This window comes from Achromobacter deleyi, from assembly GCF_016127315.1.
Taxonomy (GTDB): Bacteria; Pseudomonadota; Gammaproteobacteria; order Burkholderiales; family Burkholderiaceae_B; genus Achromobacter; species Achromobacter insuavis_A.
The window spans coordinates 6,260,481-6,285,863 of the sequence record NZ_CP065997.1; the positions used below are offsets into that span (position 1 = coordinate 6,260,481).

The window sequence follows — 25,383 nt, forward strand, 5'->3', positions numbered from 1 at the left end:
TACTGTAATTGCCATTGGAATTCCCTATAAGCAGGCCGCCATGCTCAATCCGCTCTGGCTCAAGACCTTCGCCGCGGCCGCCGCCTCGCCCAGCTTCAGCGAGGCCGCGCGCCGCCTGGGCCTGACCCAGCCCACCGTCAGCGAACACATCCGCCAGCTGGAACAGGCCCTGAACCGCCGCCTGTTCCTGCGCGACACCCACTCGCTGGCCCTGACCAGCGACGGCCGCAGCCTGCTGGTGCACGCCGAGATCATCCTCGATGCGCACGAGCGCGCCGAGCGGCTGTTCGACGCCCCGCGGCTGCGCGGCCGCGTGCGGCTCGGCACTTCCGACGACCTGGCGATGGGGCCGCTGCCCGACGTGCTGGCCGCGTTCCGCCAGGCGCATCCCGAAGTGGAGCTGGACATCACCATCGGCGTCACCAGCGACCTCTACCGCCTGCTCGACGACAATGGCCTGGACGTGATGATCGGCAAGCGCCGCCGTGGCGACCGCCGCGGCCAGACCTTGCACAAAGAGGCGTTGCTGTGGCGCGCCAAGGAAGGGCTGCGCCTGGCGCCCGACGCGCCGCTGCCGCTGATCCTGCTGCGCGAGCCGAGCGTCACCCGCACCCTGGCGCTGGATGCGCTGGCGCGTGCCGGCCGCAACTGGCAGATCGTCTGCACCAGCACCAGCTACGCCGGCTGCCAGGCGGCCGCCCGCGCCGGCCTGGGCATCACCGTGCAGCCCTCGCACCTTTCCACCACCGGCCTGGCGGCGCCGGCCGGCGCGCTGGCCCTGCCGGCGCTGCCGCAGGTCGAATTCATCGTCATCTCGGCGCCCACGCCCAATCGGCCCACCCAGGCGCTGACCGAGATCCTGATGCGCAGCTCGCTGACCTGAACCCTTCCCCGTCGGCCAGGCGCGTCGGCCCGGCCGACGGGCCGCCCCGCGCAGCGCGCATGGCGGCCGCCGCTCACGCCCCCGGCCGCGTATGCCGCACGCTGCCTTCCAGCGGCTGCGGCTGCTTGAGCAGGTTGAGGATCGGGCACCACTGCTCCACCGCCTCGTGCACCGCCCGCACCGCCTGCGGGTCGGCAGGCGACACGATGTGCGCCGTATAGCGGATGTTGTGCGGGAAGAACGGCACTTTCTCGTAGCCCGGCTTGCCGCCGCGCGGATCCAGGTCGCCCTCGATCTCGACTTCCAGCGATTCCAGCGGCAATTCCAATTCGGCCGCCTTGATCAGGAAGATGTGCGTCAGGCAGCTGCCCAGCGATCCCAGCAGCAGTTCCGGCGAACTCGGTCCCAGGTCGTAGCCGGCGAAATCCGCCGGGCTGTCGCTCACCACCTGATGGTCGCGGATGCGGATGCGGCGCACGCCGCTGCGCCCCTCAGCGCTGACATGCGCGCGCAGCTTCACCGGCGTCACCGTGCCCGGATCGCGCGCATTGCGCGCCAGCACCGCCTCGCGCTTCTGGCCCAGGTATTCATTCAAGGTACTCATCTTGCCTGCCTCGCGTTTGTGAAAGGGAAAGGAAAAAAGTGCCCGGCCGCCACGCCGCGCGATGGCGTGTCACTGCCTGCGCCGCGTATCCGGAATCTCGATGGGGGCACGGTCCATCGCCAGCAACAACGCGCCCAGTCCCTGGGCCGAGGTGTTCTCCATGCGCCCGCCCGGGCCGCAGACGTTGTCCGCGCTGGTCCAGGCCGGCGCCGCGCCCGGCAGCCGCCGCGCCCGCAGCCAGCCGCGCCGGTCCACCATGAACTGCGCGCCCGCCAGCTCGGCCGGCGCCACGCCCGCGGCCAGCGCATAGGCCTCCCATGCCGCCTCGTCCGCCGCCACGCAATCGGCGTCCGCCGCCAGCGCGCCGCCGCGCGTCAATGCAACGGTCAGCAGCCGTGGATCCTGGGGTTCCGGCGGCGCGCCCGGACTGAAGGCCGCCACCCGCACCGGCAGGCCGCGCAGCCCGGACAACGTGGCGGCGCGCCCGTCGCGGCAGGCCAGCGCCACCACCGGCGCCGGAATCGCCGGCATGCCCGTGCCGCCGCTGGCGCCATAGGCCTGCACCCGCAGATAGTCCAGCACCAGCCAGACCTGGTCCGGCGACAGCGCCTCGCCTGGCGCCCGCGCGGCCGCGCCGCCGTGCGTCGCGCCCTCGCGCGCCAGGCGCGCATACAGCTCGCCCTCCAGGCGGTTATCGAACAGCGCCGCCCCCAGCACGCTGGGCCAGGCGGGCAGCCCGGCGGCAAGCACGCCACGGCCATCCGCCCGCGCCCCGTGGCAGGCGGCGCAATGCGCCTGGTACAGGCGCGCGCCCCGCAGCAGGTTGTCATCCGAAAACACCAGTGGCGAACGCTGGTAGGACGTGTGCGTCGCCTCCGTCAGCAGCAGCCGCGGCGCCGGCCAACTGGCGCTGGCCAGCAATCCCGCGGCGGCCGTCAACAGCACCAGCCGGCCACGCCGCGCGAACAGTGCCGCGGTCAGCAACGCCAGCGCCAGCAGCGTCAATCCCAGCGCCAGCCACAGGCGGCGCCAGGTATGGCCGCTGACCGGCAGGCCGGCGTCGTAGCGCCACGCGAACGGCCAATGCGCGATCGCCAGCGCTTCGTCCGGCTGCCAGGCGATCGCCACGGCCAGCAATGCCGCCAGCAGCGCCAGCGCTCCCAGCAACATGGCGCCGGCCCGGCGCCACCCGGTCCGCGCCGCGCGTTCCGGCGCGCGGCTATGCAGCCAGGCGGCCGCCAGCCCCGCCAACCCCAACACCGCCGCCGCCGCCAACGCCAGGTGTCCAAGCCGAGACCCCAGCAGACCCGGCGCCCCCAGCGTCCGCTGCCAGCCCAGCACCACCACGCCAATCGCGGCCGCCAGGGACAGCGCCGCCAGCGCCGGCAACGGCAGCCCGACCGCGATCGCCTGGCCGTCGGGGCGCCGGCGCGCGGCGGCCAGGCACGCCAGCATGCCGGCCGGCGCCACCGCGACGGCCAGCGCCAACCCCGCATTGCTCACCACGTCGCATCCAGTCCCAACAGCGCCAGCGCGCGGCGCCGCAGCTCGGCCAGGCGCGGATCGCCGCGATGGCGCGGATACGGCAGGTCATTGACGATCTCGTCCTTGATGCGCGCAGGCCGCTCGCTCAGCACGATGATGCGCGACGCCATGAAGAGCGCCTCTTCCACGTCGTGCGTCACCAGCAAGGCCGTGAAGCCACTGCGCTGCCACAGTTCCACCAACTCGGACTGCATCGCGATCCGCGTCAGCGAATCGAGCTTGCCCAGCGGCTCGTCCAGGATCAGGATGCGCGGATCGTTGACCAGCGCGCGCGCCAACGCGGCGCGCTGCGCCATGCCACCCGACAGCTGGTGCGGATAGGCCGCGCCGAACGCCGTCAGCCCGACGCGCTGCAACGCGTCGTCGACGCGCCCGCGCTCGGTCTTGAGCAGCCCGCGCGCCTGCAGCCCCAGCGCCACGTTGTGCCACACCGTGCGCCAGGGATACAGCGTCGGATCCTGGAACACCACGATGCGCGACGGCGACGGCCCGTCGATCGGCTCGCCATCGGCCAGCAGGTCGCCCTGCGCGGGCGGCTCCAGCCCCGCCACCAGCCGCAGCAGGGTCGACTTGCCGCAGCCGCTGGGGCCCAGCAGCGCGACGAATTCGCCGGGCCGCACCTCCAGGTCGATATCGTCCAGCACCGGCAACGCCGCGCCGTCCAGGTCGAAGCGGTGATTCACGCCCCGCACCGCCAGCGCCGCGCCGCGCGCCGCGTCCGCCGTTGCCGCGCCTTGCGCCGCCGCTACCATTTCACCACTCCCTTCTGCCAGGCCAGCAGGCGGTCGCGGCCGACGAACAGCAAGGTGATCAGGCCCGAGAACACCAGCGCCATCACGATCAGCGCGCCGTACATATTGGCGTACGAGGCCCAGCCCTGTGCCCACGACAGGTACCAGCCCAGCCCGGATTTGACGCCCATCATCTCGGCCGCCACCAGCACCGAGAACGACGCGCCCAGGCCCATGAACAGGCCGACGAACACCTGCGGCAACGCCGCCGGAATCGCCACCCGCAGCACCAGGAACCACTCGCTCGCGCCCAGGGTCCGCGCCACGTCGTAATAGGCGCGGTTCACGCCGGCCACGCCCGACCACGTCAACACCGTGACCGGGAACCACGTCGCCAGCGCGATCAGGAACACCGCCGCCGACCAGCCCGACGGAAAGAAGAAGAACGCCATCGGCAGCAGCGCCGTCGACGGCACCGGCCCCAGGAACCGCAGCACCGGATGCACCCAGTACCCCAGGCCGCGCGACCAGCCGATCGCCACGCCCGTCAGGAAGCCCGCCGCCGCGCCCAGGCCGAAGCCGTTGACGAGCAGCCACAGCGAATTGCCCAGGCTGTCCGCCAGCCGCTTGTAGTCGGTCACGTAGACCTCGATCAGCGACTGCGGCGGCGCGAAGAACGGGCTGGGCAGCAATGCCAGTTTGGCCGTGGCGATCTCCCACGCCCCCACCGCCAGCGCCAGCAGCACCAGCCACGGCCCGCCGCGATACAGCGCCCGCAGCGGCCGGCGCCGGTCCGCGCCGGCCACCGCCGCCAGCAGCAGCAAGGCCGCCAGCACCAGCGCCGCGATGCCGAATTCCCGCGTATAGCCCCACGAGACGAAGCCCACCTCGACATTCGGCCAGCGCAGGGTCACCGCGCCCACCGCGGCCCACAACGCGGCCGCGACCACGCCGGTCTTCCACAGGCGCCAGGGGTGCAGGGCGGCCGGCGCGCCGCGCAACGCGCCCACCTCCAGCGCGTCAGCCGAGGACATTGGGCACCACCGCTTGCGCGTACTTGTTGATGTCGAGATTGGCGTTCAGCACCTTGATCGTCTTCAGATCCTTGGCATAGCCCACGATCTCGTCGCGCAGCGCCGCGCCCGTCGACGCATGGCCATGGCTGTGGCTGCGCAGGATCGCCGCCACGCGCTCGGCCGGCACCTTGCCCGGCACGTACGGCGCGAAAATGCGCGCGGTCTCGTCGGGGTTGGACGCGGTCCAGCGCTGCGCGTCGATCACCGCGCGCGTGATGGCCGCCGCCGACTCCGGATCATTGCGCACCAGGTCGCCGCGCAGGCCCAGCACGCAGCAGGTGCGGTTCTCGTAGTCGCCCTCGATGTTGGTGGCGATCTCGCGCAGCTTGTTGTCCTCGCGCAGCGTGTAGATCAGCGGATCGTCGCCCGCGATCGCATCGACCTCGCCTTTTCTCAGCACCTCGCCGAACAGGTCCTGCGGATACTGGCGCCAGTCCACCGATTCCGGATCGATGCCCAGCTGCGCCACGCGGATCGCGAAGAAGTTCTTCACCGGGCTGGCCTGGTCCGACACCGCGACGCGGCGGCCCTTCAGGTCCTGCACACTCTTGACCGGCGAATCCGCGGACGTCAAGAGGCGCATGCAGCCGCCATGCGTGCCCACCGCCAGCTTGACGTCGAAGCCCTGTTCCAGCGGCTTGAGCCAGCGCAGCGCCATGCCGATGCCGCCATCGGCGTGGCCGGTGGCGATGGCTTCGAGCAATTGGTCGGTCGAGCCGCTGAAATTGATGCGTTCGACCTTGAGGTTGTACTTGTCGAAGAAGCCGCGCTCCAGCGCCACCGAGACCGGCGACTGGCACACCGCGGTCTGGCTCCAGGCGATCTTGTAGGTGCGCGGCGCGCCATTGGCCGCCAGCACCCGCGATCCCAGCATGCCGAGCGGCGCGGCCAGGCCGGCCAGGGTTGCCGCGCGCAGCAACGAGCGGCGCGAGATACCGCGCGCCGGATTGGCGCGCGTTTGGACGTTCGTATTCATCAACCTTCCTTTTGAGCAGACTGTGAATGGCGATGCTTGCCATGCGGCATCATCGGCCCGTGCTCAGGCGTTCGACAAATACAAAGTGGGGATAACAATATGGGCGGCGGCCGCGCCGCCGGGCGGGTCGGAAGCCGGGGCCGCCGCGCTCGGCCGCCCCGCTCCATGCGCCGCGTCAGTCGGGCAGGTGATCCGGCACGCCGTCTTCGTCCACCGACTTGACGCGGTCCAGCGCGTTGCGCGCCGCCGACATCGCTTCGACCGCGCCGCGAAAACGGCGCGTCACGAAAATCTCGAACGCCAGGCTTTCCGGTTCATCCGCCTCGTCCCGCGCCTCGCCGTCCTGATCCGGACCGGCTTCGCTGGCAGGCGTGGCCGCGGCATCGCGCTTGGCCGGCAGCCGTCGGGTTTCCAGGAAGGCGCGCGCCGGGATGCGCCCCTCGGGTTGCGTCGCATACGCCACGACGGAAAAACCATTGATGATCTTCTCGGCCATACCGGTTTCCTTTAGGCCACGCCAATCGGCGGCGCAGCTCGTTGTTAGCGACAACGGCCCGCCATCGGGAAACTTAAGCGCATGCGCGGCGGCCGCGATTGACGCGCATCAATCGCGGCCGTTCGATCACACAATATTCAACCGAGTCTATTTTGTCGACGATATGGCGGCCGTGCGCGCCTGCACATATTTCGCCACCTGCGCCAGCACCTGCGACAGGTCCGCGCGCAGCGGCTCGAAGCCCGCGTTGCGTTCGCGCGTGACTTCGTCCATGTACAGCGGACGGCGAATCTCGATCTGCAGGCTGTGGCGGTTCAACGCCGGCTGGCCGATCTGCGCGATCAGCTGCACGCCCTTGTAGGGATCGTTGCGCGCCACCGTGTAGCCGCGGTCGCGCAGCGCCGTCTCGATCAGCGCGATGAATTCCGGCTCACAGGTGGTGCCGTCGCGATCGCCCAGCACGAAGTCCGCCAGCGGATGCGCGCTTTCGCGGCCCAGCCGCTCATACGCATCGTTCGGCATCGAGTGCAGGTTCAGGTGCCAGACCGCGCCGAAATCGCGTTGCGCGCCTTCGATGGCCTGCGCCAGCGCCGCGTGGTAGGGCTCGTAGTACGCCTGGATGCGATGCCGCACTTGCGCCAGCGTCAGCTTGCGGTCATAGATCGGCGTGGCCTTGTCCATGCGGCGCCAGATCAGGCCCTTGCCCAGGCGCGTTTTTTCGCCGGGATCGAGCGGCTCGGGCCACGGCTCGGCCAGCAGCTCCGGATCGAGGTCCCGCAGCGTGCGGTTGGGATCGATATACACGCGCGGAAAGTGCGCCGCCACCAGCGTGGCGCCCAATGCCGGCGCCGCCGACCACAAGGCGTCCACGTGCGTGTCCTCGCCCTGGCGCAGCTGCGCCAGGCTGGCCGCGGCGCCGAAGTCGGCGGGGTACTGCTCGCCGCTGTGCGGCGAATCGCACACCAGCGGCAAGGCTGGCGCGGTCGGGGCATGCACGGAAACGGCTTGGAAATCGGCGTTCGTCATTGTCAGTCAGCCTGGATGTTGGCGGCCTTGGCGACTTTGGCGTAGCGCGCCAGGGCCTGTTCGATCTGGACCTTGAATTCCTGCGGCGTGGTCGGCATCAGCGTACCACCGACGTCCTCGGCCTTCTTGCGGAATTCGGGATCCTGCATCGCCGCGCGCACGGCCTGGTTCAGGCGCTCGATCACCGCCGGCGGCGTGCCGGCCGGCGCCACCAGGCCGAACCAGCCACCGGTGCCCATGTCGGGGTAGCCCAGCTCGATATAGGTTGGCACGTCCGGCAGCAGCGGCGAACGCTCGGCACCCAGCACCGCCAGCGGCCGCAGCTTGCCGCCCAGCACCTGCGGCAGGGTCGAGGACAGGTTGTCGGTGATCGCATCCACCTGCCCGCCCATCACATCGTTGAGCGCCGGGCCCGCGCCGCGGTACGGCACGTGCAGCAGCTTGATGCCGGCCAGCATCATGAAGTTCTCGATGTTCACGTGGCCCAGCGAGCCCACGCCCGGCGAGGCAAAGCTGTACTTGTCGGCCTGGCCCTTGGCCAGCGCCACGAACTCGGCCATGTTCCTGGCCGGGATCTGCGGATTGATGGCGAAGATGCTGGGCACGGCCAGCACATTGGCCACCGGCTCGAAGTCCTTGAGCGGGTCGTAGTTCATCTTGCGATAGACCGCCGGATTGGAGCCGTGCGTGCTCATCGTCGCCATGCCGATGGTGTAGCCGTCGGCGGTCGAGCGCGCCACCTGCTCCATGCCCAGCGAACCGCCCGCGCCGGCCTTGTTCTCGACCACGATGGTCTGCTTCAGGTCGCGGCCGGCGTACTCGGCCACCAGGCGCGCCACGATATCGGTCGAGCCGCCCGCGGCGAACGGCACCACCAGCTTGATGGGGCGGGCGGGATAGTCGGCGGCGTGCGCCGGGCCGGCCAAAGACAGCGCGGCGCAGACGCCGGCAAGCGCGATGCGCGCGGAACAGCCGAAAAAGCGGCGGGACATGGAGCGACTCCAGAAAAGGTGCAGGTCTTGCTGCGAGGCCGCCAGTGTCCGAACTTTACGATCCGCTTTCAAACGACTATATTGCACGCCTTCATTACCAACGCTCATGCCAGGACCGCGCCCGCGGCCCGCTGGCACCCGCCGCGCCATGCGCCTGCATTCGCCGTCCATGTCCGAGCTGCACGCCTTCATGACGGCGGCGCGCCTGGGCAGCTTCACCCTGGCGGCCGAAGCCCTGTGCGTGACCCAGGGCGCCGTCAGCCGCGCCATCGCCCGGCTCGAAGCGCATTTCGGCCAGCCGCTGATGCGCCGCAACGCCCACGGACTGACCCTGACCGAGACCGGCCGCAAGCTCTACGACGGTGGCCTGGCGCCGCTGCAGGCCATCGAGGCGCTCAGCGCCGAACTGCGCGCCGACGACCGCCGCCTGCGGCTGACGCTGTCGAGCGTGCCAACCCTGGCCAGCGCCTGGCTGGTGCCGCGCCTGCCCGACTTCCACCGGCGCCATCCCGACATCCAGCTGAGTTTCGCGGCCTACCGCCGCAACGAGGATTTCTCCGGCGCCACGCCGGACGCCAGCATCCTTTCAGGCGTGGCTGGCCAATGGCCAGGCTGGCAGGCGGACTACGTGATCGGCCGCGAAATGATCGCCATCTGCAGCCCTGCCCGGCTGGCCGCGCGCCAGGCCGCCGGCCTGTGGGACAGCCCCGCCGGCCTGCTGGGCGAACCGCTGCTGTACCACTCAAACGGCATGGACAACTGGGGCCGCTGGTTCGAGGCCGCCGGCGTGCGCCGCGACAATCTCAAGCTGGCCAACGGTTTCGAGCAGGTCAGCATCCTGGTGCGCGCGGTCATGGCCGACATGGGCATCGCGGTGCTGCAACGCTGCCTGGTGCAGGACGACCTGCAGGCCGGCCGCGTGGCCGCCCCCTTCCCCGACCTGCGCATCGCCATCGCGCGCGGCTATCACCTGTGCGCCCCGCCGCAGCGGCGCGACCACTACGCCCTGGCCTGTTTCCGCGAGTGGCTTCTCGATACCGCCGGACAGGATCCGGACACCCACGCCCCATCGCCGCCCTGAAATCACGACGATACGTTACAAAACAAAACGGGCCCCGATATGGGGCCCGATCATGACAGGCATTTTGCGGCCTCCCGGCCGGCATGTCGCGACGCTTCAGGGCGCCAGTTTGAATCCCAGGTCCACGCCCCACTTGTCCGTCTCGCGCAGCCACTTGGCGCCGCAGTTCAGGCAGCGGAAATGGTCCTCGCGGCTTTCCTCGCGGCCCTTCTGAGTCGGGTTGGTGAATCCCTGATGCCCCAGGTGCGAGTGCGGTGCGACACCCGCCAACCCGGGGTTGATGCGTTGGCAAGCCAAGCACATAACGCTCATTGATGCTTCCCCACTAACTTGGTTACCAAATTGTAAGGGATTTCACCAATATTTTTCTATTAAATCTGTCCCCAGTTAGACAAAAATTGTTAACGGCGCAATTAAACAACGGCCGGCAAGGCCGCCAGGCAGGTTGCCAGGTGGTAAGGCGAGGTGGACGGCATGTCCGCCCGCGCCACCGCGCCGTCCCGGTCCAGGCACTCGTGCCAGCCGCCGGGATGCAGGAAACGGGCGCGAAAACCCGCCAGCGCCTGGAGCAACGCCGGCAGGTCGCCCAGCACCGCCAGCACCCGCAGGTACTCGGTCTGCGCCCAGATCCGGCGGGTGTCGTCCAGCACCGCGCCCCGCTCGTCCAGCGCGGCCAGCACGCCGCCCGCGTCCACCCCATGGCCACGGGCCCAGTGCACCCCGCGCGGCAGCGATTCCGGCAGGTCCAGCCCGTCGAACACCTCGGCCGACTCACGCACCAGCGACAGCCATTCGAACTGGTGGCCCGGCTCGATACGGTTGCCCGGCGCGCCCTGCGGCAATTCGGCGATGCATTGCGTCGGCGCGCTCAGGAACACCTGGCTCATAACCTGAGCCAGATCGCGCAGACGGGCCGCGAACAACGCCGGTTCGGCCACCTGGGCCGCGGCCAGATAGGCCTCGGTCAGGTGCATCATCGGATTCTGCGCGGGCCCGCGCAGCGCCTCGCTCCAATCGTGGCTCAGCGCGGCGTGATAACGCCCGTCGGCCATCCTGAAGCGCGACTCGATGGTCTCGGCCGTGGCCAGCAGCAGCTTGCGCGCCTGCGCGTTGCGCGAACGCCGGAAATACGCGGCGCAGGCGAACACGATGAAGGCATGGGTATACAGGTCCTGCGTCGGATCGAGCGGGCGGCCAGCGGCGTCCACGCTGTAGCGCCAGCCGCCATGCTCCTGGTCGCGGAACACGCGGCACAACGAGGCGAACAGGCGATCGGCGTGCGCGCCCGCGGCGGCGCCCGGCGCGCCTGCATACACATACAGCTGGCGCGCGCAGGCCATGGCGCGATAGCGCTCGGCCGGCAGCGGCTCGCCGGTGGCGGCATCCAGGGATTCAAAGGGCAGACCCAGGGCGTCATTGAAGCCCCGCCCCATCCACATGGGCAGGATGACAGCGTTGAAATGCGCGTGAAGAGCGTTGATGTGCTCCGCCAGCGCGGAGTTGGTCTGTGCGGCAGTCATCTTGGAATGACGCAGGCCCGATGAGAGCCATTTATTTTGAAGCAGCGACGATAACCGAAATTTCCGCCGCCATCTCTGGAATGCCATTCTGAGCGTCATGCGCACACAGACCGGTACAGCCGTTCAGCTTCCTTCAAGCGCGGATGCGCCTAGCGGAAGATGTTTTCCTCGACCCAGTTCTGCGCGAATATTTCCGCGCGATCACGTGCTTCGTCCAACGAAGCGCAGTTGCCCAAGTGGGAAAACGCGGCATCCACCTCGGTGCCGCCCTCAGCCGTTACCGTCAGCAGTACGCCATATCCGCCGGTATCCATGGCCGCTGTGGAAACGTCGATCAGTACTTCCTGGTCACGATGCTGCATGTGCTACCTCCCAGTCGGTTACCTAAACGCGTGAACCACGCGTGACGTAGCGGGTGCAGAATTCCCGCGCAATGAATAGACCTGAATCCGTCACGCAAGTTCATCTTACCGGCGACACGCTACCGGCGATACGTCCGGACGCTGCCAAATCGAACAAACCGTCTCAGGAGATTCCCGTAGCCCATCGGAATGAGCCTCGGCGCACGCGATCGCGCGCGCAGACATTCGCAATAAATGCACTAATTCGTGACGAGTAAACCGCCGTCACAAACCTGCAGTGGAAATCGGGATCAACGCAGATGGAGGGCGCCGGGCTCTTCCATGCGCAGCGCCAGCTTGCCCTTTTCAGTGATCCGCCAGGCGCCATCGGGGCCGGGATCGATACAGCGCAACGTCTGCAAGGCTTCGGCCACGTGCGCGGGCACGGCGGTCTGGACGGCGCCCGGTTCCGAATTATCGGCAACGATGCGCAGCCAATGTCCCAGTTCGCCTTTCTCGAAACGATGCAATGCCATGCGTGACTCTCAGTTCAATACCGCAACGATAGCACGCCGCCCCTACGACGGCCGCAGCGCCAGGGGACGCTTCACCCGCGCCGCCGCGGCCGACGCGACCACGCTCAGCGCGATCAATCCCAGGCCCAGCATCAGGTCCGGCGAGAGGTGTTCATGGAACACCACCGACGACACGATCAGGCCGATGACCGGCACGCACAACATCGCGATCGAGGTCGCCACCGGCGGCAGTTTCTGCGTCATGCCCAGCACCACGATGAAGGTCAGCGCGGTGGCCAGCGGTCCGGTATACAGGATCACCGGCCAGGCGTCGGGCACGCCCAGGAACGCCGGGGCGCCATCGCGCAACCCCGCCAGCGTGGCCAGCGGCACGGTGGCGATCGCGGTCTGCCACGGGATCATGTCGGCGCCCAGGCGCACATGGCGATTGCCGCGCAACTGGATGATGTTGCAGGCCCAGGCGAACGAGGCGCCCAGCAGCATCACCAGGCCGATGACGGTATGCGCCTGCCACGGGCTGAAGGCCGGCGCCACGATCACGCCGATGCCGGCGTAGCTGAGCGCGGTGGCCAGCCACTGCGCTGGCGACAGCCGTTCCTTGAGCACCAGCGACGACAACGGAATGACCCAGATCGACGTGGCATAGGCGATCACCGACGCGCGCCCCGGCGCCACGTACTGCAACGCCCACAGCGCCAGCGCGGTGAACGCCCCCATCTGCAGCAGCGCCACGCCCGCCACCAGCGGCCATTCCTGGCGCGTTGGCAGCCGCAACCGTCCCAGCAACCCCAGCACCAGCGCGCTGATCAACGCGGCCGAGCCGAACCGGCTGGCCGCCAGCCACAACGGGCTCATGTGCGCCAGGCCCAGTTTCATGACGGGCCAGTTGCCGCCCCAGATCATGACCGCCCCGGCCAGGGGCAAGAACTTGCGCAACGTACTCTGCTGACTCATTACTACCGCGTCTACCGCTTGAATATTCCGTGCTTTGGCCGATTCGCCAAAGAAAGAAATAGTCTATAGGGTAAACCCCAGCATATTTCACCTCAATTTGCCGCCACACCATGCATACTCAGCACAAGTGCACGGTTCTCTCCACAATCACAGGTCGCTTATGCCGGATATCAACCTGGATGCCACCGACATCCGTATCCTCAACGAACTCCAGCGCGACGCGCGGCTCACCAATGTCGAGCTGGCCGCGCGCGTGAATCTGTCGGCCTCGCCCTGCCTGGCGCGCGTGCGGCGGCTGGAAACCGAAGGCCTGATCGACCGCCGCGTCACGCTGCTGAACGCCCGCAAGCTCGGCCTGAAGGTCAACGTGTTCATCCAGATCTCGCTGGACAAGCAGCGCAAGGCCGCGCTCGACGTGTTCGAACGCGAAATCGCCGTGCTGCCGGAGATCATGGAGTGCTATCTGATGTCGGGCGACGCCGACTACCTGATCCGCGCCCTGGTGCCCGACGTCGATGCGCTCGAGCGGCTGATCGTCGAACACATCACGCGCATTCCCGGCGTGGCCAGCATCCGCTCCAGCTTCGCCCTCAAGCAGGTGCTCTACACCACCGCGGTGCCGCTTGGTTGATGGCGCTTGCGGGATCGCGCCGGCCAGCCCAAAATGAAAATGTCCGCCGCCGGTTCCGGCCGGCGCCGGCGTCCCTCCATCGCTTAGCAAGGAGCACACCATGCCTGAAACCGAATGGTTCCCCGGCAGCACGCTACCCGATCGTCAGGGCTACTTCGAAGTGGCGTTCGACACCGGCGAAACCGAAATCACGCGCTACGGCATCCTGGGTTGGGAACCCGCCGAAGAACGCGGCCGCATCCTGCGGTGGCGCGGCCTGGATCCGAAGATCGAAGCCGCCGAAATCGAACGCGAGAGCGCAGTGCGCAATCACGGCGACGACATCCTGCGCTGACGCGCCAACCCCGGAAAAGAAAACGCCGCGGCTTGCACCGCGGCGTTTTTTCATCAGGCATCGGGATGGCCCGGACGCGAGGGTCCGGGCATCGATGGTCCTTACATATCGATCTTCGCGATCTTGGTGCCTTCCAGCGACACGCCCGCCATCAGGCCGCCGTTGTTGAGCACGAAGCCCACCACCGGCTGTTGCGCGGTGTTGGTGTCGATGCGGCCGTTGGCGCCGATGTTCACCACCGCCACCGTGGCGTCCGCGCCCACCGTCCAGCCATTGCTGTTGCGGAACTTGTTCAGGGCCTCGTCCGTCATGAACAGCACGAACATCGCCTTGGACTGCGCGCCGGCCTGGAAGCCGATCGAGCCCGCGGTGGTGCTGTAGTAGCCGGCATTGGCGCCGCCCACGCGCAGCACGCCCTTGCCGTGTTGCGCGCCGATGAAGAAGCTGCCGCTCAACACGTCAGGAAAGATCAGCACGCCCTTGGCGCGCGCGACCAGTTCCTTGGACTGCGGCGCGGCCTGGTAGAGCTTGCCCAGCGACGCGTTGGCCGCGCTGTTGATGGATTGCCGTTGCTCGGATGCCGTGGCATTGGACTGCGGCGAGGTGGTGGTGCAACCGGCGAACAACAGGCCGGCGACGCTGATTGTCGCGGCGGCCATGCCGACGCGGCGGAAACGAGGAAAAGTGTCGAACATGGAACTCTCCTTTTTGTTGTCATCCGTTAACCACTCTACCGACCCCTGACAGGGGCGCAAGGCACATGTTGTGATAAACGAAACAAAACCTAGCGCGCCCCAAACCCCTCGGAACGCGCCGGCTGCCGTGGCGCACATTCCAGCGCCCTACGGCGCCTCCCCTCATGCAGCAACATTTGGTATGCCAATCCGCGTCTCGATACGGGACTGCAAGCCAATCGACATCTGGCCACGGCGATGCCTAGAGAATGCCGTAGCGCGGCTCGCCCGTCGCCGGGTCGACCGACACGATGCCGGACAACACCAGTTCCGCGTGCCGCCGGGCAACACCGGCATCCACGAAGGTCACGAAACGCGGCAACGACCAACGCTGCTGGAAGTCGGTCTCGCCGGGCCGCGACACGCTGATTTCTATCGCCAGCACCCCGGCATCGAGACTGACCACCTCACACATCACTTCGAAGCCGTCAATGTGACGTTGCGGCCACGGGTTCATTCCTGTGCTCCTGAATCTGCTTTGCCCGGCCGCAATATAAAAAAAATAATTCGCCTTGAAAAGCCCTGTTTTCAAGGGGTTATGGCGTACTAGATGGACTGGTGCGAAGGCACCTGGACAAACACGAAAACCCCGCGGATTCGGGGTGATTCCGGGCATTTCAGGACTTGCGCGCCAACCGGCGCGCGGCATGCCAAGCGCGGCGCGTCAACGCGCCGGCGGATGAATCCACTGCGAATCCCACAAGGCCTCGCCGCGCTCCAGCGTCGCGGCCAGTTCCTTTTTACGGCGCAGCGCCACCGCCGCCAGCAACGCATTGCAGATCGACAGCGCCGCCACATGGGAATCGAACGGCGATGCGCTCGACGTGCGTGCCAGCAGCACATGGTGTGCCTGTGCGGCCGCGGGCGCGGCGGCGGAATCGGTGACCAGCACCACCTTGCCGCCGCGCTCGCGGAACACCTTGACGGCATTGGCCGCCGCCACCGAATAGCGCCGGAAGGTGAACGCCAGCAGCACGTCGTGCGGCTCCAGCCAGAGCAGCTGGTCTTCCAGGAACAACGGCCCCGACGCGGCCATCGCCTTGACGTCGGGCAGGCACAGGTTGAGATACAGCGCCATGTGGTTGGCCAGCGGCGCCGCCTGGCGCAAGCCCAGCACGTGCACGCGCGCGCGGCGCTGCGTCAGCAGCCGCACCGCCGCCTCGAACGCCGCCACGTCGATCGAGGCGAAGGTCGTCTCCAGGTTGTGCTGATCGTGCAGCAGCGCATTGCGCAGGCACGCCTGCGCCGACGGATTGTCGACGCTGACGGCGTCGGCGCGCTCGCCCGGCGAGGCCAGCAGCGCCGTGAGTTCGGCGCGCGCCTGCATCTGCGCCTGGGCATAGCTGTCGTAGCCGAGCTTGGCCAGCAGGCGCACTACCGTCGATGCGCTGGTGCCGACCTTGCGCGCCAGCGCGGTCGCGGATTCGAGCAGGCCCTGCGGGTAGCGCGCCTGCATGTCCTCGACCAGGCGCCGTTCGGTCTTGGTCAGTTTCCGGTCATAGGCGGCGATGCGTTGATGCAGATTCATGATGGCAAGGTCCCTGGGCCGGTTCCCACCCAGGCAGGCCTCGCGGCGGCCCTAGGTGATAACCCCAAATTCAACAACGTTCATTGCAGACTATATTTCGTTCTGCAACGTCCGTTGCAGAATAGACCGAACTGTCCGTCACCACAAGAGAGCGTCATGAAGCATCCCACCGAGGCCGCGTCGCCCGCCCGCCGCAATCTGCTCATCGCGGGCATGGCCGCCGCCCTGCTGCCGCTGTCCGCGCGCGCCGACGCCTATCCGTCGCGCCCCATCTCCCTGGTCGTGCCCTTCCCCGCCGGCGGCTCGGTCGACCTGGTCGGCCGCCTCTACGCCGAAGTGCTGGGCAAGATCCTGGGCGTGACCGTGGTGGTCGAGAACCGCGACGGCGCCGGCGGCGCGATCGGCAGCCAGCGCGTGGCGCGCGCCAAGCCCGATGGCTACACGCTGGTCGCGTCGTCGCAGAGCTCGCACCTGGCCAATCCGCTGATGCATCCCAACCTGGGCTACGACCCGATCAAGGATTTCACGTCCATCTCGCAGCTGGCGCGCACGCCCAATGTGCTGGTCACCAGCACCGCCCTGCCCGTCAAGGACTTCGCGGAATTCGTCGCCTACCTGAAGGCGCATCCGGACGACGTCCACTTCGCCACCGCGGGCGTCGGCAGCATGGGCCAGCTGAACGCCGAGCTGCTCAAGCACACCCTGCAACTGCGCGCGGTGCACGTGCCCTACCGCGGCGGCGCGCCGCTGCTGAACGCGCTGCTGGCCAACGAGGCCCAATTCGCGCTGGACAACCTGGCGCCCTTCCTGCCGCACATCCAGAGCGGCAAGATGCGCGCGCTGGCCGTGGCCGCGCCCACGCGCCAGGAAGCCCTGCCCGACATCCCCACCTTCGCCGAACTCGGCTATCCGGTGCTGAACGCGATGTCGTGGATCGGCCTGGCCGCCCCGGCTGGCACGCCACCCGAGATCACCAAAAAACTGCTGGAGGCCGTGCAGACCGCCGCGCGCCAGGACGGCACCGTGCAGTCCCTGGAGAAAAGCGGCGCGCTGCCGCCCGAACTGCAGACGCCCCAACAATTCACCGACATGATGTCGCAGCGCCTGGCCTTGTATAAAGACCTGATCGACCGCGCCGGCATCCGTCCGGAATAGGATCCCCGATATGACCAACCCCGCTTTCGCCCCCGACACCGCGCCGCTCGAAGTCCTGCCGCGCGATCTTTCCGCCTATCGCCAGGGCAATACCGGCATCGACTACGTGCACCGTTTCGAATCGGGCAAGCCCGGTCCGCACGTGCTGGTCAACGCCCTGACGCACGGCAACGAAATCTGCGGCATGGTGGCGGCCACCCATCTGCTCGATACGGGCGTGCGCCCGAAGATCGGCACGCTCACCGTGAGCTTTGCCAACATGGAGGCGTACAACGCCTTCGACATCGACAACCCCTACGAAAACCGCCAGCTGGTCCACAACCTGAACCGCATCTGGTCGCCCGAATGGCTCGACGGCAGCGAGCAGAGCCCGGAGCTGCGGCGCGCGCGCGAACTGCGCCCGGTGCTGGACGCGGCCGACTACGTGCTCGATATCCATTCGACGCGGGCGCCGGTGCAGCCGTTCTGGGTCTATCCCGAGATGGACCGCAATACCGCGCTGGCCGCCGCCGTCGGCGCCCCCGCGGTGCAACTGGTGATGCCGGCCGGCCGCTTCCCCGGCACCGGCGTGCTCAACTACGGCCGCCATGGCGATCCCGCCTCGAACAGCGGCGGCGCGCTGGTGGTCGAGTGCGGCCAGCATTTCGCGCAATCGGCCGCCCTGCTCGCCACCGACGTCACGCTGCGCTTCCTGGCGCACCTGGGCCTGATCGAGACCCCGGCCAACAGCGCGCCAGCAGCGCCCGCGCAGCCCTTCCGGCTACTGGAAGTGCACATGGTCAAGTCCGAGGACTTCACCTTCACGCGGCCGCTGCTGGGCTTCGAGGTCTTCAACAAGGGCGAGCTCATCGCCATCAACGCCGGCGAGGAAATCCGCTCGCCTTGCGACAACTGCACCATCTTCATGCCGACCCGCATGCCCATCGTCGGCCGTGAAGCGGTGTACCTGACCGAGCCGATGTAGATGTGGGAGCCCCGTCCCTGGGACCTGGACGACGCCGCCGCCGACATCCAGCGGCAGGGTTTCCATGTCCGCGGGATGGTGGCCGTCAGCTGGCAAAGCATCCCGTACGCCGACCTGCCGGCCGAAGGACTGTTCGGCCTGACCGCGGATCAGTTGCGCTCGGCCGAAGCCGTCTGCCATGCCACCGTGAAGGACGAGCATTGGGTGCTGACCCAACGGCTCTGGCATGGCTTTCCCGATCCGCCCGAATGGGGCCTGTGGACCCGGCCGCGGGACGCGAGCGGACAACCCTGGACATCCTGGGGCCAGTTCGCCCACCTTCCGCCGGCGTGGCGCCTGCCGCCCGGCATCGACTGAGCGCGCGGGGCGACGGGCTTTACTCCTCGGGGAACGCCGGCTCGGCGCCGGCCTCCTCCAGCAGGTCCGCCACCTCCTGCGCGCCCTTCTCGATGGCCCAGGCCCAGGCGTTCCAGCCTTCTTCGTCGCGGCGATCGGCCTCGGCGCCATGCGCCAGCAGCAACGCCGCGATGGCGGCATTGCCGCGCGCCGCGGCCGCCATCAAGGGCGTGCCGCCGTCGTCGGACGCCGCATCCACCTGCGCCCCCGATTCCAGCAACAAGGCCACCAGTTCCAGGTGCTCCCAGCCCGCGGCCTGATGCAGCGCGGTCAATCCATGCCCCGCCTGGCACGCCGTGTCCGCGCCCTGCGCCAGCAGCAGCCGCGCCGCCTCGGCCGCGCCGGCGGTCGCCGCGCAGAACAGCGGCGTGGCGCCGAACGCATTGCGCGTGTCCACCGCGGCGCCAAGCGCCAGCGCCTGCGCCACGCCCGGTGCGTCGCCGGCCGTCGCGGCCTGCAGCAGTTGGTCGTCTGGTGTCGTCATGAAAACCCGTCATCGGAAAAGAGTCGAAGGCGCCCATTAGACACCGCCTGGATCACAGATCGGGAATCAGGCGCTTGCCCAGGCTGATCACCTCGTCCTGCTGGAACCCCAGGCTGGCATAGAAGTCCTTCACCGCCACGTTGCCGGCGCGGATCAACAGGTTGATCTTGGGGCAGCCCATCTCCAGGAACTTGCGCTCCAGCGCCCGCATCAACGCCGACGCATAGCCGCGGCGCTGGTGCGCCGGCGACACCGCCAGGTAGTTGACCCAGCCGCGATGGCCGTCATAGCCGCCCATCAACGTGCCGACGATGGCGCCGTCCGCCTCGCCCACCAGGAACAGATCGGATTGCACGGTCAGCTTGCGCGCCACGTCCTTGCGCGGATCGTTCCAGGGACGCGTCAGCCCGCAGTCGATCCACAGCTGGATGATGGCGGATTCGTCCGCCGGATGAAAAGACCGGATGGCCAGTTCGGGATGCTTCATGCTTCGTTCCTCTTGAAGGGAAAACGAAGGCCGGGCGCTACGCCTCGATGGCTGAAAAGCAAAGCGCGCATGCCGCGCAAACAAAAAGGCCACGAGGGGTATCGTGGCCTTCTGGATGGAACACCGGGGATCCGGCGTTCGAACACGGCTTGCCACTCAACGCAGGCGTCGAGTGATTCGTCGGTTGTCTGCCCGGGCCGGCGCGGCCGGCGGGGCGATGAGAATGCGGTTCATGGCGGGCAGCATACACGACCCCGGCCCGCCACGACAAGCGCGCCGCTCAGGCCGCGGCGGGCGCCGGCAGCGTGCCTTCCATCACCACCACCGCCTGGCCCGCCACGCCGGCCCATACGCCGTCGGCGCGCACCTCGGCGTGCGCCAGCAGCAGGCTGGCCCGGCCCATGTCCACGCCCTGCCCCACCCGCAGGCGCAATTCACCCTGGCCGCGCAGGGCCGCCCGCAACGCCGTGGCGGCGCCGGTGGCGCTGCCGGTGGCGGGGTCCTCGGTCATGCGGCCGGTGAACATGCGCGCCTGGATGTCCGTCGGCCCCAGCGACGTCTCGGCGCCGCAATCGGTGGTGTAGGCATAGATGGAACGGGCGCCGTCCAGCGGCAGCAATGCCGCATAGCCGGCCGGATCCGGCCGGGCGCGGCGCAGCGCATCGCGGCTGGCCAATTGCACCACCAGGAAAATCAGGCCCACCGACACGACCTGCGGCGCATGCTCGGCCAGCAGGATATCGCCCGGCGCCAGGCCCAGGGCGCGCGCCGCGGCCTCGGCCGTCACCTGGCTGGCGCGCGTCAAGGGCTGCGGCGCGGCCAGCTCGGCGCCCACCAGGCGACCGTCCTCGCCATAGCGCAGGTCGATGCGCACCAGGCCCGCCTCCTCCTCGAACACGAAGCGCGCCGGCGCCGGCTGGCCGGCCGCGATCATCTCGCGCGCCAGCACCACCGCCGTCCCCACGTTCGGATGGCCGGCGAATGGCACCTCGCGGTCGGGCGTGAAGATGCGCACCCAGGCGGTGTGCGCGGCATCACGCGCCGGCAGCACGAAACTGGTTTCGGAATAATTGAATTCGCGGGCGATGCGCTGCATCTGCCCGGTGTCGAGGCCGTCGGCCTCCAGCACCACCGCCAGCGGGTTGCCCTGGTAGGCGTGCTCGGTGAAGACATCGGCGGTGACGTAGCGGTAGCGCATGCGGGTTCCTTCAAAGGGATGGCGGATGCGGAAAATTATCCGCGCCGCCCGCCTTGCGCGACAGACACAGAGCCATCGAAATCCAGGCATAACAGAGGCGCGCGGCCGAACCCGGCCCGCCGCGCGCCCGCGCTCAGTCGAACACGGGGCGGAAGAAGCTGCGCTCGTAGCTCAGGATGCAGCGCGTGTCCTCGGCGTACTTGAATGCCGCCTGGCATTGCGCGTCCTGCATCGACTGCTGGCGATAGCGTTCGTATTCGGCCAGGCTGGGAAACGTGAACAGGGCCAGCGCGATATTGTTGGCGCCTTCGGACGGCAGGAAATAGCCATGGTGCGTGCCGCCGAACTTCTCCACCAGCGGAATCCACATCTTGCCGTAGGCTTCGAATTCCTTGAGGCGGCTGGGGTCGATGACGTAACGCAGATAGCAGGTAACCATGAAGACTCCGTGAAGGGTGGATGAGGCGCGAACACGCCGCGGCATCCTAGCGCGCGGGACAAATCCGGGTCAATCCACCGAGCGCGGCGGCGGCAGGCCAAGCAAGCGCATGCGATCGTCGAAACGCCGCGCCACCTCATCGGACAGGCCGCAGACCGTCGCGACAAACTCGTGGTACCACGGGTTGGCATGCGAAGTCTCGAATTCGAAATCCAGCGGATACTGGCCCTCCCAGGTCGACACGTCTCGCAGCGCCTCGGCGATGCAGTCGCCGGCATCATCGAAATTTCCATGGCCGTATCGCGCCTCGATGTCCTGGCAGGCGAAGCGGTAATGACGCACGGCGGCATTCGGTTTCGGGAGGTGGGGCATGGCAAGGCTCGCATCGCGGCGGCGCAAGAACGCCGACTTCTTTGCGACAATCCCACAGCCCTCGCCGCGCGTCAATGCGGCGCCCCGACACATTTCGCCGATCCGCCCATGAACCTGATCCAGCACGTCGAAATTCCCGCCACCGACCTCGAACGCGCCATACGCTTCTACAGCCAGGTATTCGGCATCGCGTTCGAAGGCATCGTCGATCTGCATGACAGCAGATTCGCCTACTTCCCCTTCAAGGAAGGAGAGGACGGCGCCAGCGGTGCGTTGGCCCAGGGCCCCGCCTATCTCCCCACCCTGCACGGTCCCATTGTCTACTTCGGCGTGCGCGATCTCGACGTGGCCCTGCGGCAGGCCCAGGCGCTGGGCAGCGAGGTGCTGTTTCCCAAGACCCCGACCGGCTCCGGCTGGCAGGTGGCCGAAATCCGCGACAGCGAAGGCAACCGCATCGCGCTGCAATCCCGCCTCCCCTGACACCGGGCCGGCGCTCCCACGACAGTCATCCGATATTCGGTTAAAAACCGGTTTGCGTCCGCGCCTGCGCGGGCTTTCATCCTCCCGGAGCCCCAGCCCTTGTCATATTTTCTCGCCCAGGCCATGGCGCCTCGCCTGTGGGTTCTCACCTTGGCCGTGCTGCTGGCGCTGCGCTGCGTGCCGCTGCGCGGTTGGCGCGGGACGCTCGCCACCGGCTTCACCGCCGGCATGGTATTCGACAGCATCCAGTTCCGCGTCGGTCCGCCGCGACTGTGGGACAACATGGTGCTGGACTCGATGTTGGCGGCGCTCTGCATCGCCGTGGTCCTGCAACTCGGATTGTCCGCGGCGGCGAAGCTGCGGGCGCGCGGCTGAGGCGCAAGCGCCCCGATCCTGAAATCGCCGTTCACCGTGGCCCATGCGCCGGACGGCGCCATGCCTTAACACGCCGCCAGCGCGACGCCCGTGGCCGAGCCTGGCTGCCATGCCCGGCCGCGTTACATCCTGTCTGACCGCGCGCAAACGTCATTACATTGACCGCGCAATTTCCCACTATTCCTGGTCCCTCCACGACGCAGAATCCAGGCATTGCGCCCGGCCGCGCCTGCGGCGCCAATCCTCGCCGACGAATGCCATGAAGTGGTTGCTGGTATCCCTGCTGTGCCTGCCCTGTACCGGCTGCGGTCTCGCCGCAGCGCCCTGCCGAGTCACATCCGCGGTCATCAAGATCGTGCCGGTGGTGGGCGGCGTCGCCGCCGCACCGACCGACGCCTGCGCCGACATCATCGACTGAAAGCGCGATCCACGCCGCGCGTTCGCGCAGGGCTCGCCATGACGCCGTCATGCCCGCGCGGCCACTCCCATCAATCCGCTCAAGCCTGAATACGGCACCACCGCCAGGGAATATCCGCGTCCAATCGCCGCGTTTGCCTGACGGTTTTCTGAAGTTTTTCTGACGGTTGAAACCAATCCTTGCCAGGGCGGATTTTGCCTTCTCAAACGCAAGAAGCGGTGGCTATACTCGCCCACCCGATGCGCACCAACTGAGGCCACTAAATGCTAAAAAGCATCTGCCGAATTGCCCCCGCCGTCATCCTCCCGCTCACGCTTTCCGCGTGCATGGGACTGTCCGTCTACTCCCCCACCCGCAACAAGCTCGATGCCCAGGTCGGCAAGAACATCAACGAGATGTTGCCCGCCTGGCCGCCCGAGACCGGCGCCAAGCCGTTCGTGAACAAGGTGGATGACCAGACCACGAGCTACACCTACGTCTATGGCTACCACCCCGGCCACTACGAGGGCCGCGGCTATTCCACCAACGGCCCGATGGGCACGACGTACGGGTCGTACAGCGCCTACGTTCCCGAATACACCGACTGCGCCGTGATCTTCTACACCGACAAGGCCGGCACGGTGCTGCGCTACGACATGAAGACCAACGGGAAGATCAGCTACAACTCGTGCGGGGAATACATCAGCGGGTTCAAGTTCTGATTGCGTTGATTGATGGCAAGGCTCTGCAAGCTGGATCGCACAGCAAAGACAGGAGCAGAGATAATGTGACCTCCGCCATCACAGCACCCGATACGGAAAGGTTCACGAACCAATGGCCAACGTACTCTATTCCTACGTCGTTGATCACGACCACGGCAGGTCGCCGAATCCCGAAAGCGGGTTCTGCACCCTCGTGCACTGCATGCACAAAAAAAAAGGCGGCAAAGATAATATTGTCGAGAAAGCACAGGTAGGGGACTGGATCATGGGAACCGGTGGCTTGAGCAAAGACAGCGCCGGCCATGGAAAGATCATCTATTTGATGCGAGTGGACGAGAAGATCCCGTTCAAGGATTTCCTGGTCGATCCTCGCTTCAATGGCCGCTGGGATCAACGCGATGATCATCACGGCAATCAGTGGGCGCTGGTATCCAGCCATTTTCACTACTTCGGCCAGGATGCGTTGAGCATCGCCCAACTTCCCCGCTCACTGCGCACGCTACAGCTGGAGAAAAGAGGCCCTCGGTATCGACGCGATTTACCCGAAGACAAGGTTCTCGCATTGACGCAATGGATGGCGGAGAACCAGCCCTTTGGAAAATCCGGAGAGCCTTGCGCCCCCCTGTCCGCTCACAAGAATTGCGTGCCTACCTGCGTCACCCCGGGCTGCGATGACACGTGCCAGGCGACGCGGCCCACCTCGGTAGAAAAATCCCGATCAAGCTGCTGACTCGACCACGTACCTACTCCCTTCCAGGCCTCTGCAAATACGAGCACGACGCGCCTTCACGCAAACCACAGAACAATGAAAAAGGCCGTCAGTGATTTCTCACTGACGGCCTTTTGAACTACTGGTCGGGACGGCGGGATTCGAACTCGCGACCCCTTGCACCCCATGCAAGTGCGCTACCAGGCTGCGCTACGCCCCGAAAGAAAAAGAGTATAGCAGACCTAAAAATTGTTTGCACGCATTGGTGCAAAAAAAGTGCCGAATACCCAAAAAAATTTGCGTGCCCCGCGCGATGCCTGCATCGCTTTCATGCAAGGCTCGCGCATGGCACGCAAGGTACTGAATGTTGAACTGCTGCGCGCCGCTCAGGCCGTGGCGCTGGCGCTCACCGTGTTGCCGCCGGCCGTCGGCGCCGGCGAACCCAGCGCTTCGCCCAGCATCGCCGACACATTGCCCAGCTCGTTGCGCAGGGCCTGCATCTCGGCGCCGGTCAGGCGCACCGCGGCGTCTTGATCGTGCGGCGTGTCGCGCGCATCGCCCAGGCGGTTGCGCGCGCCGCTGATGGTGAAGCCCTGCTCGTACAGCAGGGAACGGATGCGGCGAATCAGCAGCACTTCGTGATGCTGGTAATAGCGACGGTTGCCGCGCCGCTTGACCGGCTTGAGCTGCGTGAACTCCTGTTCCCAATACCGCAGCACGTGCGGCTTGACGCCGCACAGGTCGCTGACCTCACCGATGGTGAAGTAACGCTTGGCGGGAATGGGCGGTAAGGTGACGGTGGATTCGGTACGTGTCATAAGAGAATTCTATGCCGCGATGCGTCGAGTGCCGATAACAATTACCGACAAAGCGTATCACTCCTCGGCATCTGGCGCTGCGGGAGTGGCCTGCTCCACCACGCTCTTGAGTTTCTGACTCGCGTGGAACGTGACCACGCGGCGTGCGGCGATGGGGATGGTCTCGCCGGTCTTGGGGTTGCGCCCCGGGCGCGGCGGCTTGTCGCGCACCTGGAAATTTCCGAAGCCCGAGAGCTTGACGGAGTCTCCGCGCGCCAAAGCGTCGCGGATTTCCTCGAAGAACGTATCGACGATGTCCTTGGCTTCGCGCTTGTTCAGGCCGACCCGCTCAAAGAGCAGTTCGGCCAGCTCGGCCTTGGTCAGGGTACGCGGCTCGGCAAGCATACTGTTCCCCATGGT

35 protein-coding genes and 1 tRNA gene are annotated in these 25,383 nt (G+C 67.3%); 12 read left to right on the forward strand and 24 right to left on the reverse strand.

Annotated features, from left to right (window positions below):
• The first annotated feature begins 40 nt into the window (after positions 1–40).
• Positions 41–883: a LysR family transcriptional regulator gene (locus I6I07_RS28200; RefSeq protein WP_198484600.1), complete on the forward strand. Its 843-nt coding sequence runs from the start codon at positions 41–43 to the stop codon at positions 881–883.
• A 73-nt stretch (positions 884–956) separates the two neighbouring features.
• On the opposite strand, the gene I6I07_RS28205 is transcribed toward I6I07_RS28200, so the two are convergent.
• From I6I07_RS28205 to I6I07_RS28240, 8 genes are all read right to left on the reverse strand, one after another.
• Positions 957–1,487, reverse strand: a complete 531-nt coding sequence (locus tag I6I07_RS28205; protein ID WP_054474752.1) for an OsmC family protein — start codon at positions 1,485–1,487, stop codon at positions 957–959.
• A 69-nt stretch (positions 1,488–1,556) separates the two neighbouring features.
• The gene (locus I6I07_RS28210) at positions 1,557–2,993 is read right to left on the reverse strand and encodes a c-type cytochrome (RefSeq protein ID WP_269784303.1); all 1,437 of its coding nucleotides are present in this window, start codon (positions 2,991–2,993) and stop codon (positions 1,557–1,559) included.
• Entirely contained in the window at positions 2,987–3,784 is a 798-nt protein-coding gene (locus I6I07_RS28215) for an ABC transporter ATP-binding protein (protein WP_198484601.1), read from the reverse strand. The genes I6I07_RS28210 and I6I07_RS28215 overlap by 7 nt, the downstream gene beginning before the upstream one ends.
• Positions 3,778–4,797, reverse strand: coding sequence for an ABC transporter permease (locus I6I07_RS28220; protein WP_198484602.1), 1,020 nt, complete (start codon positions 4,795–4,797; stop codon positions 3,778–3,780). Before I6I07_RS28220 ends, I6I07_RS28215 begins: the two co-directional genes overlap by 7 nt.
• Positions 4,784–5,815: an ABC transporter substrate-binding protein gene (locus I6I07_RS28225; protein ID WP_198484603.1), complete on the reverse strand. Its 1,032-nt coding sequence runs from the start codon at positions 5,813–5,815 to the stop codon at positions 4,784–4,786. Before I6I07_RS28225 ends, I6I07_RS28220 begins: the two co-directional genes overlap by 14 nt.
• 175 nt (positions 5,816–5,990) lie before the next feature.
• A complete protein-coding gene (locus I6I07_RS28230; RefSeq protein ID WP_198484604.1) occupies positions 5,991–6,311 on the reverse strand; it encodes a hypothetical protein in 321 nt (106 codons plus the stop codon).
• Between the two features lie 147 nt (positions 6,312–6,458).
• Positions 6,459–7,337, reverse strand: coding sequence for an N-formylglutamate amidohydrolase (locus I6I07_RS28235; protein WP_198484605.1), 879 nt, complete (start codon positions 7,335–7,337; stop codon positions 6,459–6,461).
• Between the two features lie 2 nt (positions 7,338–7,339).
• Positions 7,340–8,329 (reverse strand): Bug family tripartite tricarboxylate transporter substrate binding protein, encoded by a 990-nt coding sequence (locus I6I07_RS28240; protein WP_198484606.1) that lies wholly within the window; start codon positions 8,327–8,329, stop codon positions 7,340–7,342.
• 148 nt (positions 8,330–8,477) lie between these two features.
• On the opposite strand from I6I07_RS28240, the gene I6I07_RS28245 reads away from it, so the two are divergent.
• A complete protein-coding gene (locus I6I07_RS28245) occupies positions 8,478–9,410 on the forward strand; it encodes a LysR substrate-binding domain-containing protein (protein ID WP_198487705.1) in 933 nt (310 codons plus the stop codon).
• 96 nt (positions 9,411–9,506) lie between these two features.
• On the opposite strand, the gene I6I07_RS28250 is transcribed toward I6I07_RS28245, so the two are convergent.
• From I6I07_RS28250 to I6I07_RS28270, 5 genes are all read right to left on the reverse strand, one after another.
• Complete coding sequence (locus I6I07_RS28250) at positions 9,507–9,722, reverse strand: hypothetical protein (protein ID WP_006388022.1); 216 nt, start codon at positions 9,720–9,722, stop codon at positions 9,507–9,509.
• A 101-nt stretch (positions 9,723–9,823) separates the two neighbouring features.
• Positions 9,824–10,930, reverse strand: a complete 1,107-nt coding sequence (locus I6I07_RS28255; RefSeq protein WP_198484607.1) for an AGE family epimerase/isomerase — start codon at positions 10,928–10,930, stop codon at positions 9,824–9,826.
• 149 nt (positions 10,931–11,079) lie between these two features.
• Entirely contained in the window at positions 11,080–11,292 is a 213-nt protein-coding gene (locus I6I07_RS28260) for a hypothetical protein (RefSeq protein WP_006218759.1), read from the reverse strand.
• A 290-nt stretch (positions 11,293–11,582) separates the two neighbouring features.
• The gene (locus I6I07_RS28265) at positions 11,583–11,807 is read right to left on the reverse strand and encodes a hypothetical protein (RefSeq protein ID WP_198484608.1); all 225 of its coding nucleotides are present in this window, start codon (positions 11,805–11,807) and stop codon (positions 11,583–11,585) included.
• 42 nt (positions 11,808–11,849) lie between these two features.
• Positions 11,850–12,761: a DMT family transporter gene (locus I6I07_RS28270; RefSeq protein ID WP_198484609.1), complete on the reverse strand. Its 912-nt coding sequence runs from the start codon at positions 12,759–12,761 to the stop codon at positions 11,850–11,852.
• A gap of 160 nt (positions 12,762–12,921) precedes the next feature.
• On the opposite strand from I6I07_RS28270, the gene I6I07_RS28275 reads away from it, so the two are divergent.
• Positions 12,922–13,392: an Lrp/AsnC family transcriptional regulator gene (locus tag I6I07_RS28275; protein WP_006388018.1), complete on the forward strand. Its 471-nt coding sequence runs from the start codon at positions 12,922–12,924 to the stop codon at positions 13,390–13,392.
• A 100-nt stretch (positions 13,393–13,492) separates the two neighbouring features.
• Entirely contained in the window at positions 13,493–13,726 is a 234-nt protein-coding gene (locus I6I07_RS28280; protein WP_054432335.1) for a hypothetical protein, read from the forward strand.
• Between the two features lie 101 nt (positions 13,727–13,827).
• Here I6I07_RS28280 and I6I07_RS28285 read toward each other — a convergent pair whose 3' ends face one another.
• The 3 genes from I6I07_RS28285 to I6I07_RS28295 form a co-directional block, all read right to left on the reverse strand.
• Positions 13,828–14,421, reverse strand: coding sequence for a YSC84-related protein (locus I6I07_RS28285; protein WP_198484610.1), 594 nt, complete (start codon positions 14,419–14,421; stop codon positions 13,828–13,830).
• A gap of 241 nt (positions 14,422–14,662) precedes the next feature.
• Positions 14,663–14,917 (reverse strand): hypothetical protein, encoded by a 255-nt coding sequence (locus tag I6I07_RS28290; protein WP_061071761.1) that lies wholly within the window; start codon positions 14,915–14,917, stop codon positions 14,663–14,665.
• Between the two features lie 207 nt (positions 14,918–15,124).
• On the reverse strand, positions 15,125–15,988 hold the full coding sequence (locus I6I07_RS28295) for a MurR/RpiR family transcriptional regulator (RefSeq protein ID WP_006394081.1): 864 nt from the start codon (positions 15,986–15,988) through the stop codon (positions 15,125–15,127).
• A gap of 156 nt (positions 15,989–16,144) precedes the next feature.
• Here I6I07_RS28295 and I6I07_RS28300 point away from each other — a divergent pair, with 156 nt between their 5' ends.
• From I6I07_RS28300 to I6I07_RS28310, 3 genes are read left to right on the forward strand one after another with little or no spacing between them, the layout of a single operon-like run.
• On the forward strand, positions 16,145–17,143 hold the full coding sequence (locus tag I6I07_RS28300; RefSeq protein WP_198484611.1) for a Bug family tripartite tricarboxylate transporter substrate binding protein: 999 nt from the start codon (positions 16,145–16,147) through the stop codon (positions 17,141–17,143).
• Positions 17,144–17,153: 10 nt separating this feature from the next.
• Complete coding sequence (locus tag I6I07_RS28305; protein WP_198484612.1) at positions 17,154–18,107, forward strand: succinylglutamate desuccinylase/aspartoacylase domain-containing protein; 954 nt, start codon at positions 17,154–17,156, stop codon at positions 18,105–18,107.
• Positions 18,108–18,464 carry a hypothetical protein gene (locus tag I6I07_RS28310; protein ID WP_198484613.1) on the forward strand — a complete coding sequence of 119 codons (357 nt, stop codon included), beginning with the start codon at positions 18,108–18,110 and terminating at the stop codon, positions 18,462–18,464.
• Between the two features lie 19 nt (positions 18,465–18,483).
• Here I6I07_RS28310 and I6I07_RS28315 read toward each other — a convergent pair whose 3' ends face one another.
• The 5 genes from I6I07_RS28315 to I6I07_RS28335 all read right to left on the reverse strand — a co-directional run bounded on the left by I6I07_RS28315 (position 18,484) and on the right by I6I07_RS28335 (position 21,609).
• A complete protein-coding gene (locus I6I07_RS28315; protein WP_198484614.1) occupies positions 18,484–18,987 on the reverse strand; it encodes an ankyrin repeat domain-containing protein in 504 nt (167 codons plus the stop codon).
• A gap of 52 nt (positions 18,988–19,039) precedes the next feature.
• Positions 19,040–19,474, reverse strand: coding sequence for a GNAT family acetyltransferase (locus I6I07_RS28320; RefSeq protein WP_198484615.1), 435 nt, complete (start codon positions 19,472–19,474; stop codon positions 19,040–19,042).
• 280 nt (positions 19,475–19,754) lie between these two features.
• A complete protein-coding gene (locus tag I6I07_RS28325) occupies positions 19,755–20,672 on the reverse strand; it encodes a PhzF family phenazine biosynthesis protein (RefSeq protein WP_198484616.1) in 918 nt (305 codons plus the stop codon).
• A gap of 133 nt (positions 20,673–20,805) precedes the next feature.
• Complete coding sequence (locus tag I6I07_RS28330) at positions 20,806–21,111, reverse strand: NIPSNAP family protein (protein WP_006388009.1); 306 nt, start codon at positions 21,109–21,111, stop codon at positions 20,806–20,808.
• 69 nt (positions 21,112–21,180) lie between these two features.
• A complete protein-coding gene (locus tag I6I07_RS28335; protein ID WP_198484617.1) occupies positions 21,181–21,609 on the reverse strand; it encodes a hypothetical protein in 429 nt (142 codons plus the stop codon).
• Between I6I07_RS28335 and I6I07_RS28340 the strand changes: the two genes are divergently transcribed.
• From I6I07_RS28340 to I6I07_RS28360, 5 genes are all read left to right on the forward strand, one after another.
• Positions 21,592–21,963: a VOC family protein gene (locus I6I07_RS28340; RefSeq protein WP_198484618.1), complete on the forward strand. Its 372-nt coding sequence runs from the start codon at positions 21,592–21,594 to the stop codon at positions 21,961–21,963. The genes I6I07_RS28335 and I6I07_RS28340 overlap by 18 nt on opposite strands.
• 99 nt (positions 21,964–22,062) lie before the next feature.
• Complete coding sequence (locus I6I07_RS28345) at positions 22,063–22,338, forward strand: hypothetical protein (protein WP_232625801.1); 276 nt, start codon at positions 22,063–22,065, stop codon at positions 22,336–22,338.
• Between the two features lie 259 nt (positions 22,339–22,597).
• Positions 22,598–22,756, forward strand: coding sequence for a DUF6726 family protein (locus I6I07_RS28350; RefSeq protein WP_198484619.1), 159 nt, complete (start codon positions 22,598–22,600; stop codon positions 22,754–22,756).
• 326 nt (positions 22,757–23,082) lie between these two features.
• A complete protein-coding gene (locus tag I6I07_RS28355) occupies positions 23,083–23,457 on the forward strand; it encodes a hypothetical protein (protein ID WP_116521420.1) in 375 nt (124 codons plus the stop codon).
• Between the two features lie 112 nt (positions 23,458–23,569).
• On the forward strand, positions 23,570–24,187 hold the full coding sequence (locus tag I6I07_RS28360; RefSeq protein ID WP_198484620.1) for a hypothetical protein: 618 nt from the start codon (positions 23,570–23,572) through the stop codon (positions 24,185–24,187).
• A gap of 122 nt (positions 24,188–24,309) precedes the next feature.
• On the opposite strand, the gene I6I07_RS28365 is transcribed toward I6I07_RS28360, so the two are convergent.
• The 3 genes from I6I07_RS28365 to I6I07_RS28375 all read right to left on the reverse strand — a co-directional run bounded on the left by I6I07_RS28365 (position 24,310) and on the right by I6I07_RS28375 (position 25,380).
• Positions 24,310–24,386, reverse strand: a tRNA-Pro gene (locus I6I07_RS28365).
• Positions 24,387–24,552: 166 nt separating this feature from the next.
• Entirely contained in the window at positions 24,553–24,984 is a 432-nt protein-coding gene (locus I6I07_RS28370; protein WP_198484621.1) for a MerR family transcriptional regulator, read from the reverse strand.
• Positions 24,985–25,041: 57 nt separating this feature from the next.
• Positions 25,042–25,380, reverse strand: a complete 339-nt coding sequence (locus I6I07_RS28375) for an integration host factor subunit alpha (RefSeq protein ID WP_006388001.1) — start codon at positions 25,378–25,380, stop codon at positions 25,042–25,044.
• Between the last annotated feature and the right edge of the window lie 3 nt (positions 25,381–25,383).

Coding starts and splice junctions, on each gene's coding strand:
- I6I07_RS28290 (WP_061071761.1), bottom strand. CDS start 14,917: ATGAACCCGTGGCCGCAACGTCACATTGACGGCTTCGAAGTGATGTGT.
- I6I07_RS28320 (WP_198484615.1), bottom strand. CDS start 19,474: ATGAAGCATCCCGAACTGGCCATCCGGTCTTTTCATCCGGCGGACGAA.
- I6I07_RS28355 (WP_116521420.1), top strand. CDS start 23,083: ATGGGACTGTCCGTCTACTCCCCCACCCGCAACAAGCTCGATGCCCAG.
- I6I07_RS28270 (WP_198484609.1), bottom strand. CDS start 12,761: ATGAGTCAGCAGAGTACGTTGCGCAAGTTCTTGCCCCTGGCCGGGGCG.
- I6I07_RS28255 (WP_198484607.1), bottom strand. CDS start 10,930: ATGACTGCCGCACAGACCAACTCCGCGCTGGCGGAGCACATCAACGCT.
- I6I07_RS28280 (WP_054432335.1), top strand. CDS start 13,493: ATGCCTGAAACCGAATGGTTCCCCGGCAGCACGCTACCCGATCGTCAG.
- I6I07_RS28315 (WP_198484614.1), bottom strand. CDS start 18,987: ATGACGACACCAGACGACCAACTGCTGCAGGCCGCGACGGCCGGCGAC.
- I6I07_RS28265 (WP_198484608.1), bottom strand. CDS start 11,807: ATGGCATTGCATCGTTTCGAGAAAGGCGAACTGGGACATTGGCTGCGC.
- I6I07_RS28340 (WP_198484618.1), top strand. CDS start 21,592: ATGAACCTGATCCAGCACGTCGAAATTCCCGCCACCGACCTCGAACGC.
- I6I07_RS28225 (WP_198484603.1), bottom strand. CDS start 5,815: ATGAATACGAACGTCCAAACGCGCGCCAATCCGGCGCGCGGTATCTCG.
- I6I07_RS28220 (WP_198484602.1), bottom strand. CDS start 4,797: ATGTCCTCGGCTGACGCGCTGGAGGTGGGCGCGTTGCGCGGCGCGCCG.
- I6I07_RS28245 (WP_198487705.1), top strand. CDS start 8,478: ATGCGCCTGCATTCGCCGTCCATGTCCGAGCTGCACGCCTTCATGACG.
- I6I07_RS28310 (WP_198484613.1), top strand. CDS start 18,108: ATGTGGGAGCCCCGTCCCTGGGACCTGGACGACGCCGCCGCCGACATC.
- I6I07_RS28260 (WP_006218759.1), bottom strand. CDS start 11,292: ATGCAGCATCGTGACCAGGAAGTACTGATCGACGTTTCCACAGCGGCC.
- I6I07_RS28370 (WP_198484621.1), bottom strand. CDS start 24,984: ATGACACGTACCGAATCCACCGTCACCTTACCGCCCATTCCCGCCAAG.
- I6I07_RS28285 (WP_198484610.1), bottom strand. CDS start 14,421: ATGTTCGACACTTTTCCTCGTTTCCGCCGCGTCGGCATGGCCGCCGCG.
- I6I07_RS28240 (WP_198484606.1), bottom strand. CDS start 8,329: ATGTCCCGCCGCTTTTTCGGCTGTTCCGCGCGCATCGCGCTTGCCGGC.
- I6I07_RS28305 (WP_198484612.1), top strand. CDS start 17,154: ATGACCAACCCCGCTTTCGCCCCCGACACCGCGCCGCTCGAAGTCCTG.
- I6I07_RS28275 (WP_006388018.1), top strand. CDS start 12,922: ATGCCGGATATCAACCTGGATGCCACCGACATCCGTATCCTCAACGAA.
- I6I07_RS28250 (WP_006388022.1), bottom strand. CDS start 9,722: ATGAGCGTTATGTGCTTGGCTTGCCAACGCATCAACCCCGGGTTGGCG.
- I6I07_RS28330 (WP_006388009.1), bottom strand. CDS start 21,111: ATGGTTACCTGCTATCTGCGTTACGTCATCGACCCCAGCCGCCTCAAG.
- I6I07_RS28200 (WP_198484600.1), top strand. CDS start 41: ATGCTCAATCCGCTCTGGCTCAAGACCTTCGCCGCGGCCGCCGCCTCG.
- I6I07_RS28230 (WP_198484604.1), bottom strand. CDS start 6,311: ATGGCCGAGAAGATCATCAATGGTTTTTCCGTCGTGGCGTATGCGACG.
- I6I07_RS28360 (WP_198484620.1), top strand. CDS start 23,570: ATGGCCAACGTACTCTATTCCTACGTCGTTGATCACGACCACGGCAGG.
- I6I07_RS28205 (WP_054474752.1), bottom strand. CDS start 1,487: ATGAGTACCTTGAATGAATACCTGGGCCAGAAGCGCGAGGCGGTGCTG.
- I6I07_RS28350 (WP_198484619.1), top strand. CDS start 22,598: ATGAAGTGGTTGCTGGTATCCCTGCTGTGCCTGCCCTGTACCGGCTGC.
- I6I07_RS28235 (WP_198484605.1), bottom strand. CDS start 7,337: ATGACGAACGCCGATTTCCAAGCCGTTTCCGTGCATGCCCCGACCGCG.
- I6I07_RS28325 (WP_198484616.1), bottom strand. CDS start 20,672: ATGCGCTACCGCTACGTCACCGCCGATGTCTTCACCGAGCACGCCTAC.
- I6I07_RS28215 (WP_198484601.1), bottom strand. CDS start 3,784: ATGGTAGCGGCGGCGCAAGGCGCGGCAACGGCGGACGCGGCGCGCGGC.
- I6I07_RS28300 (WP_198484611.1), top strand. CDS start 16,145: ATGAAGCATCCCACCGAGGCCGCGTCGCCCGCCCGCCGCAATCTGCTC.
- I6I07_RS28375 (WP_006388001.1), bottom strand. CDS start 25,380: ATGGGGAACAGTATGCTTGCCGAGCCGCGTACCCTGACCAAGGCCGAG.
- I6I07_RS28295 (WP_006394081.1), bottom strand. CDS start 15,988: ATGAATCTGCATCAACGCATCGCCGCCTATGACCGGAAACTGACCAAG.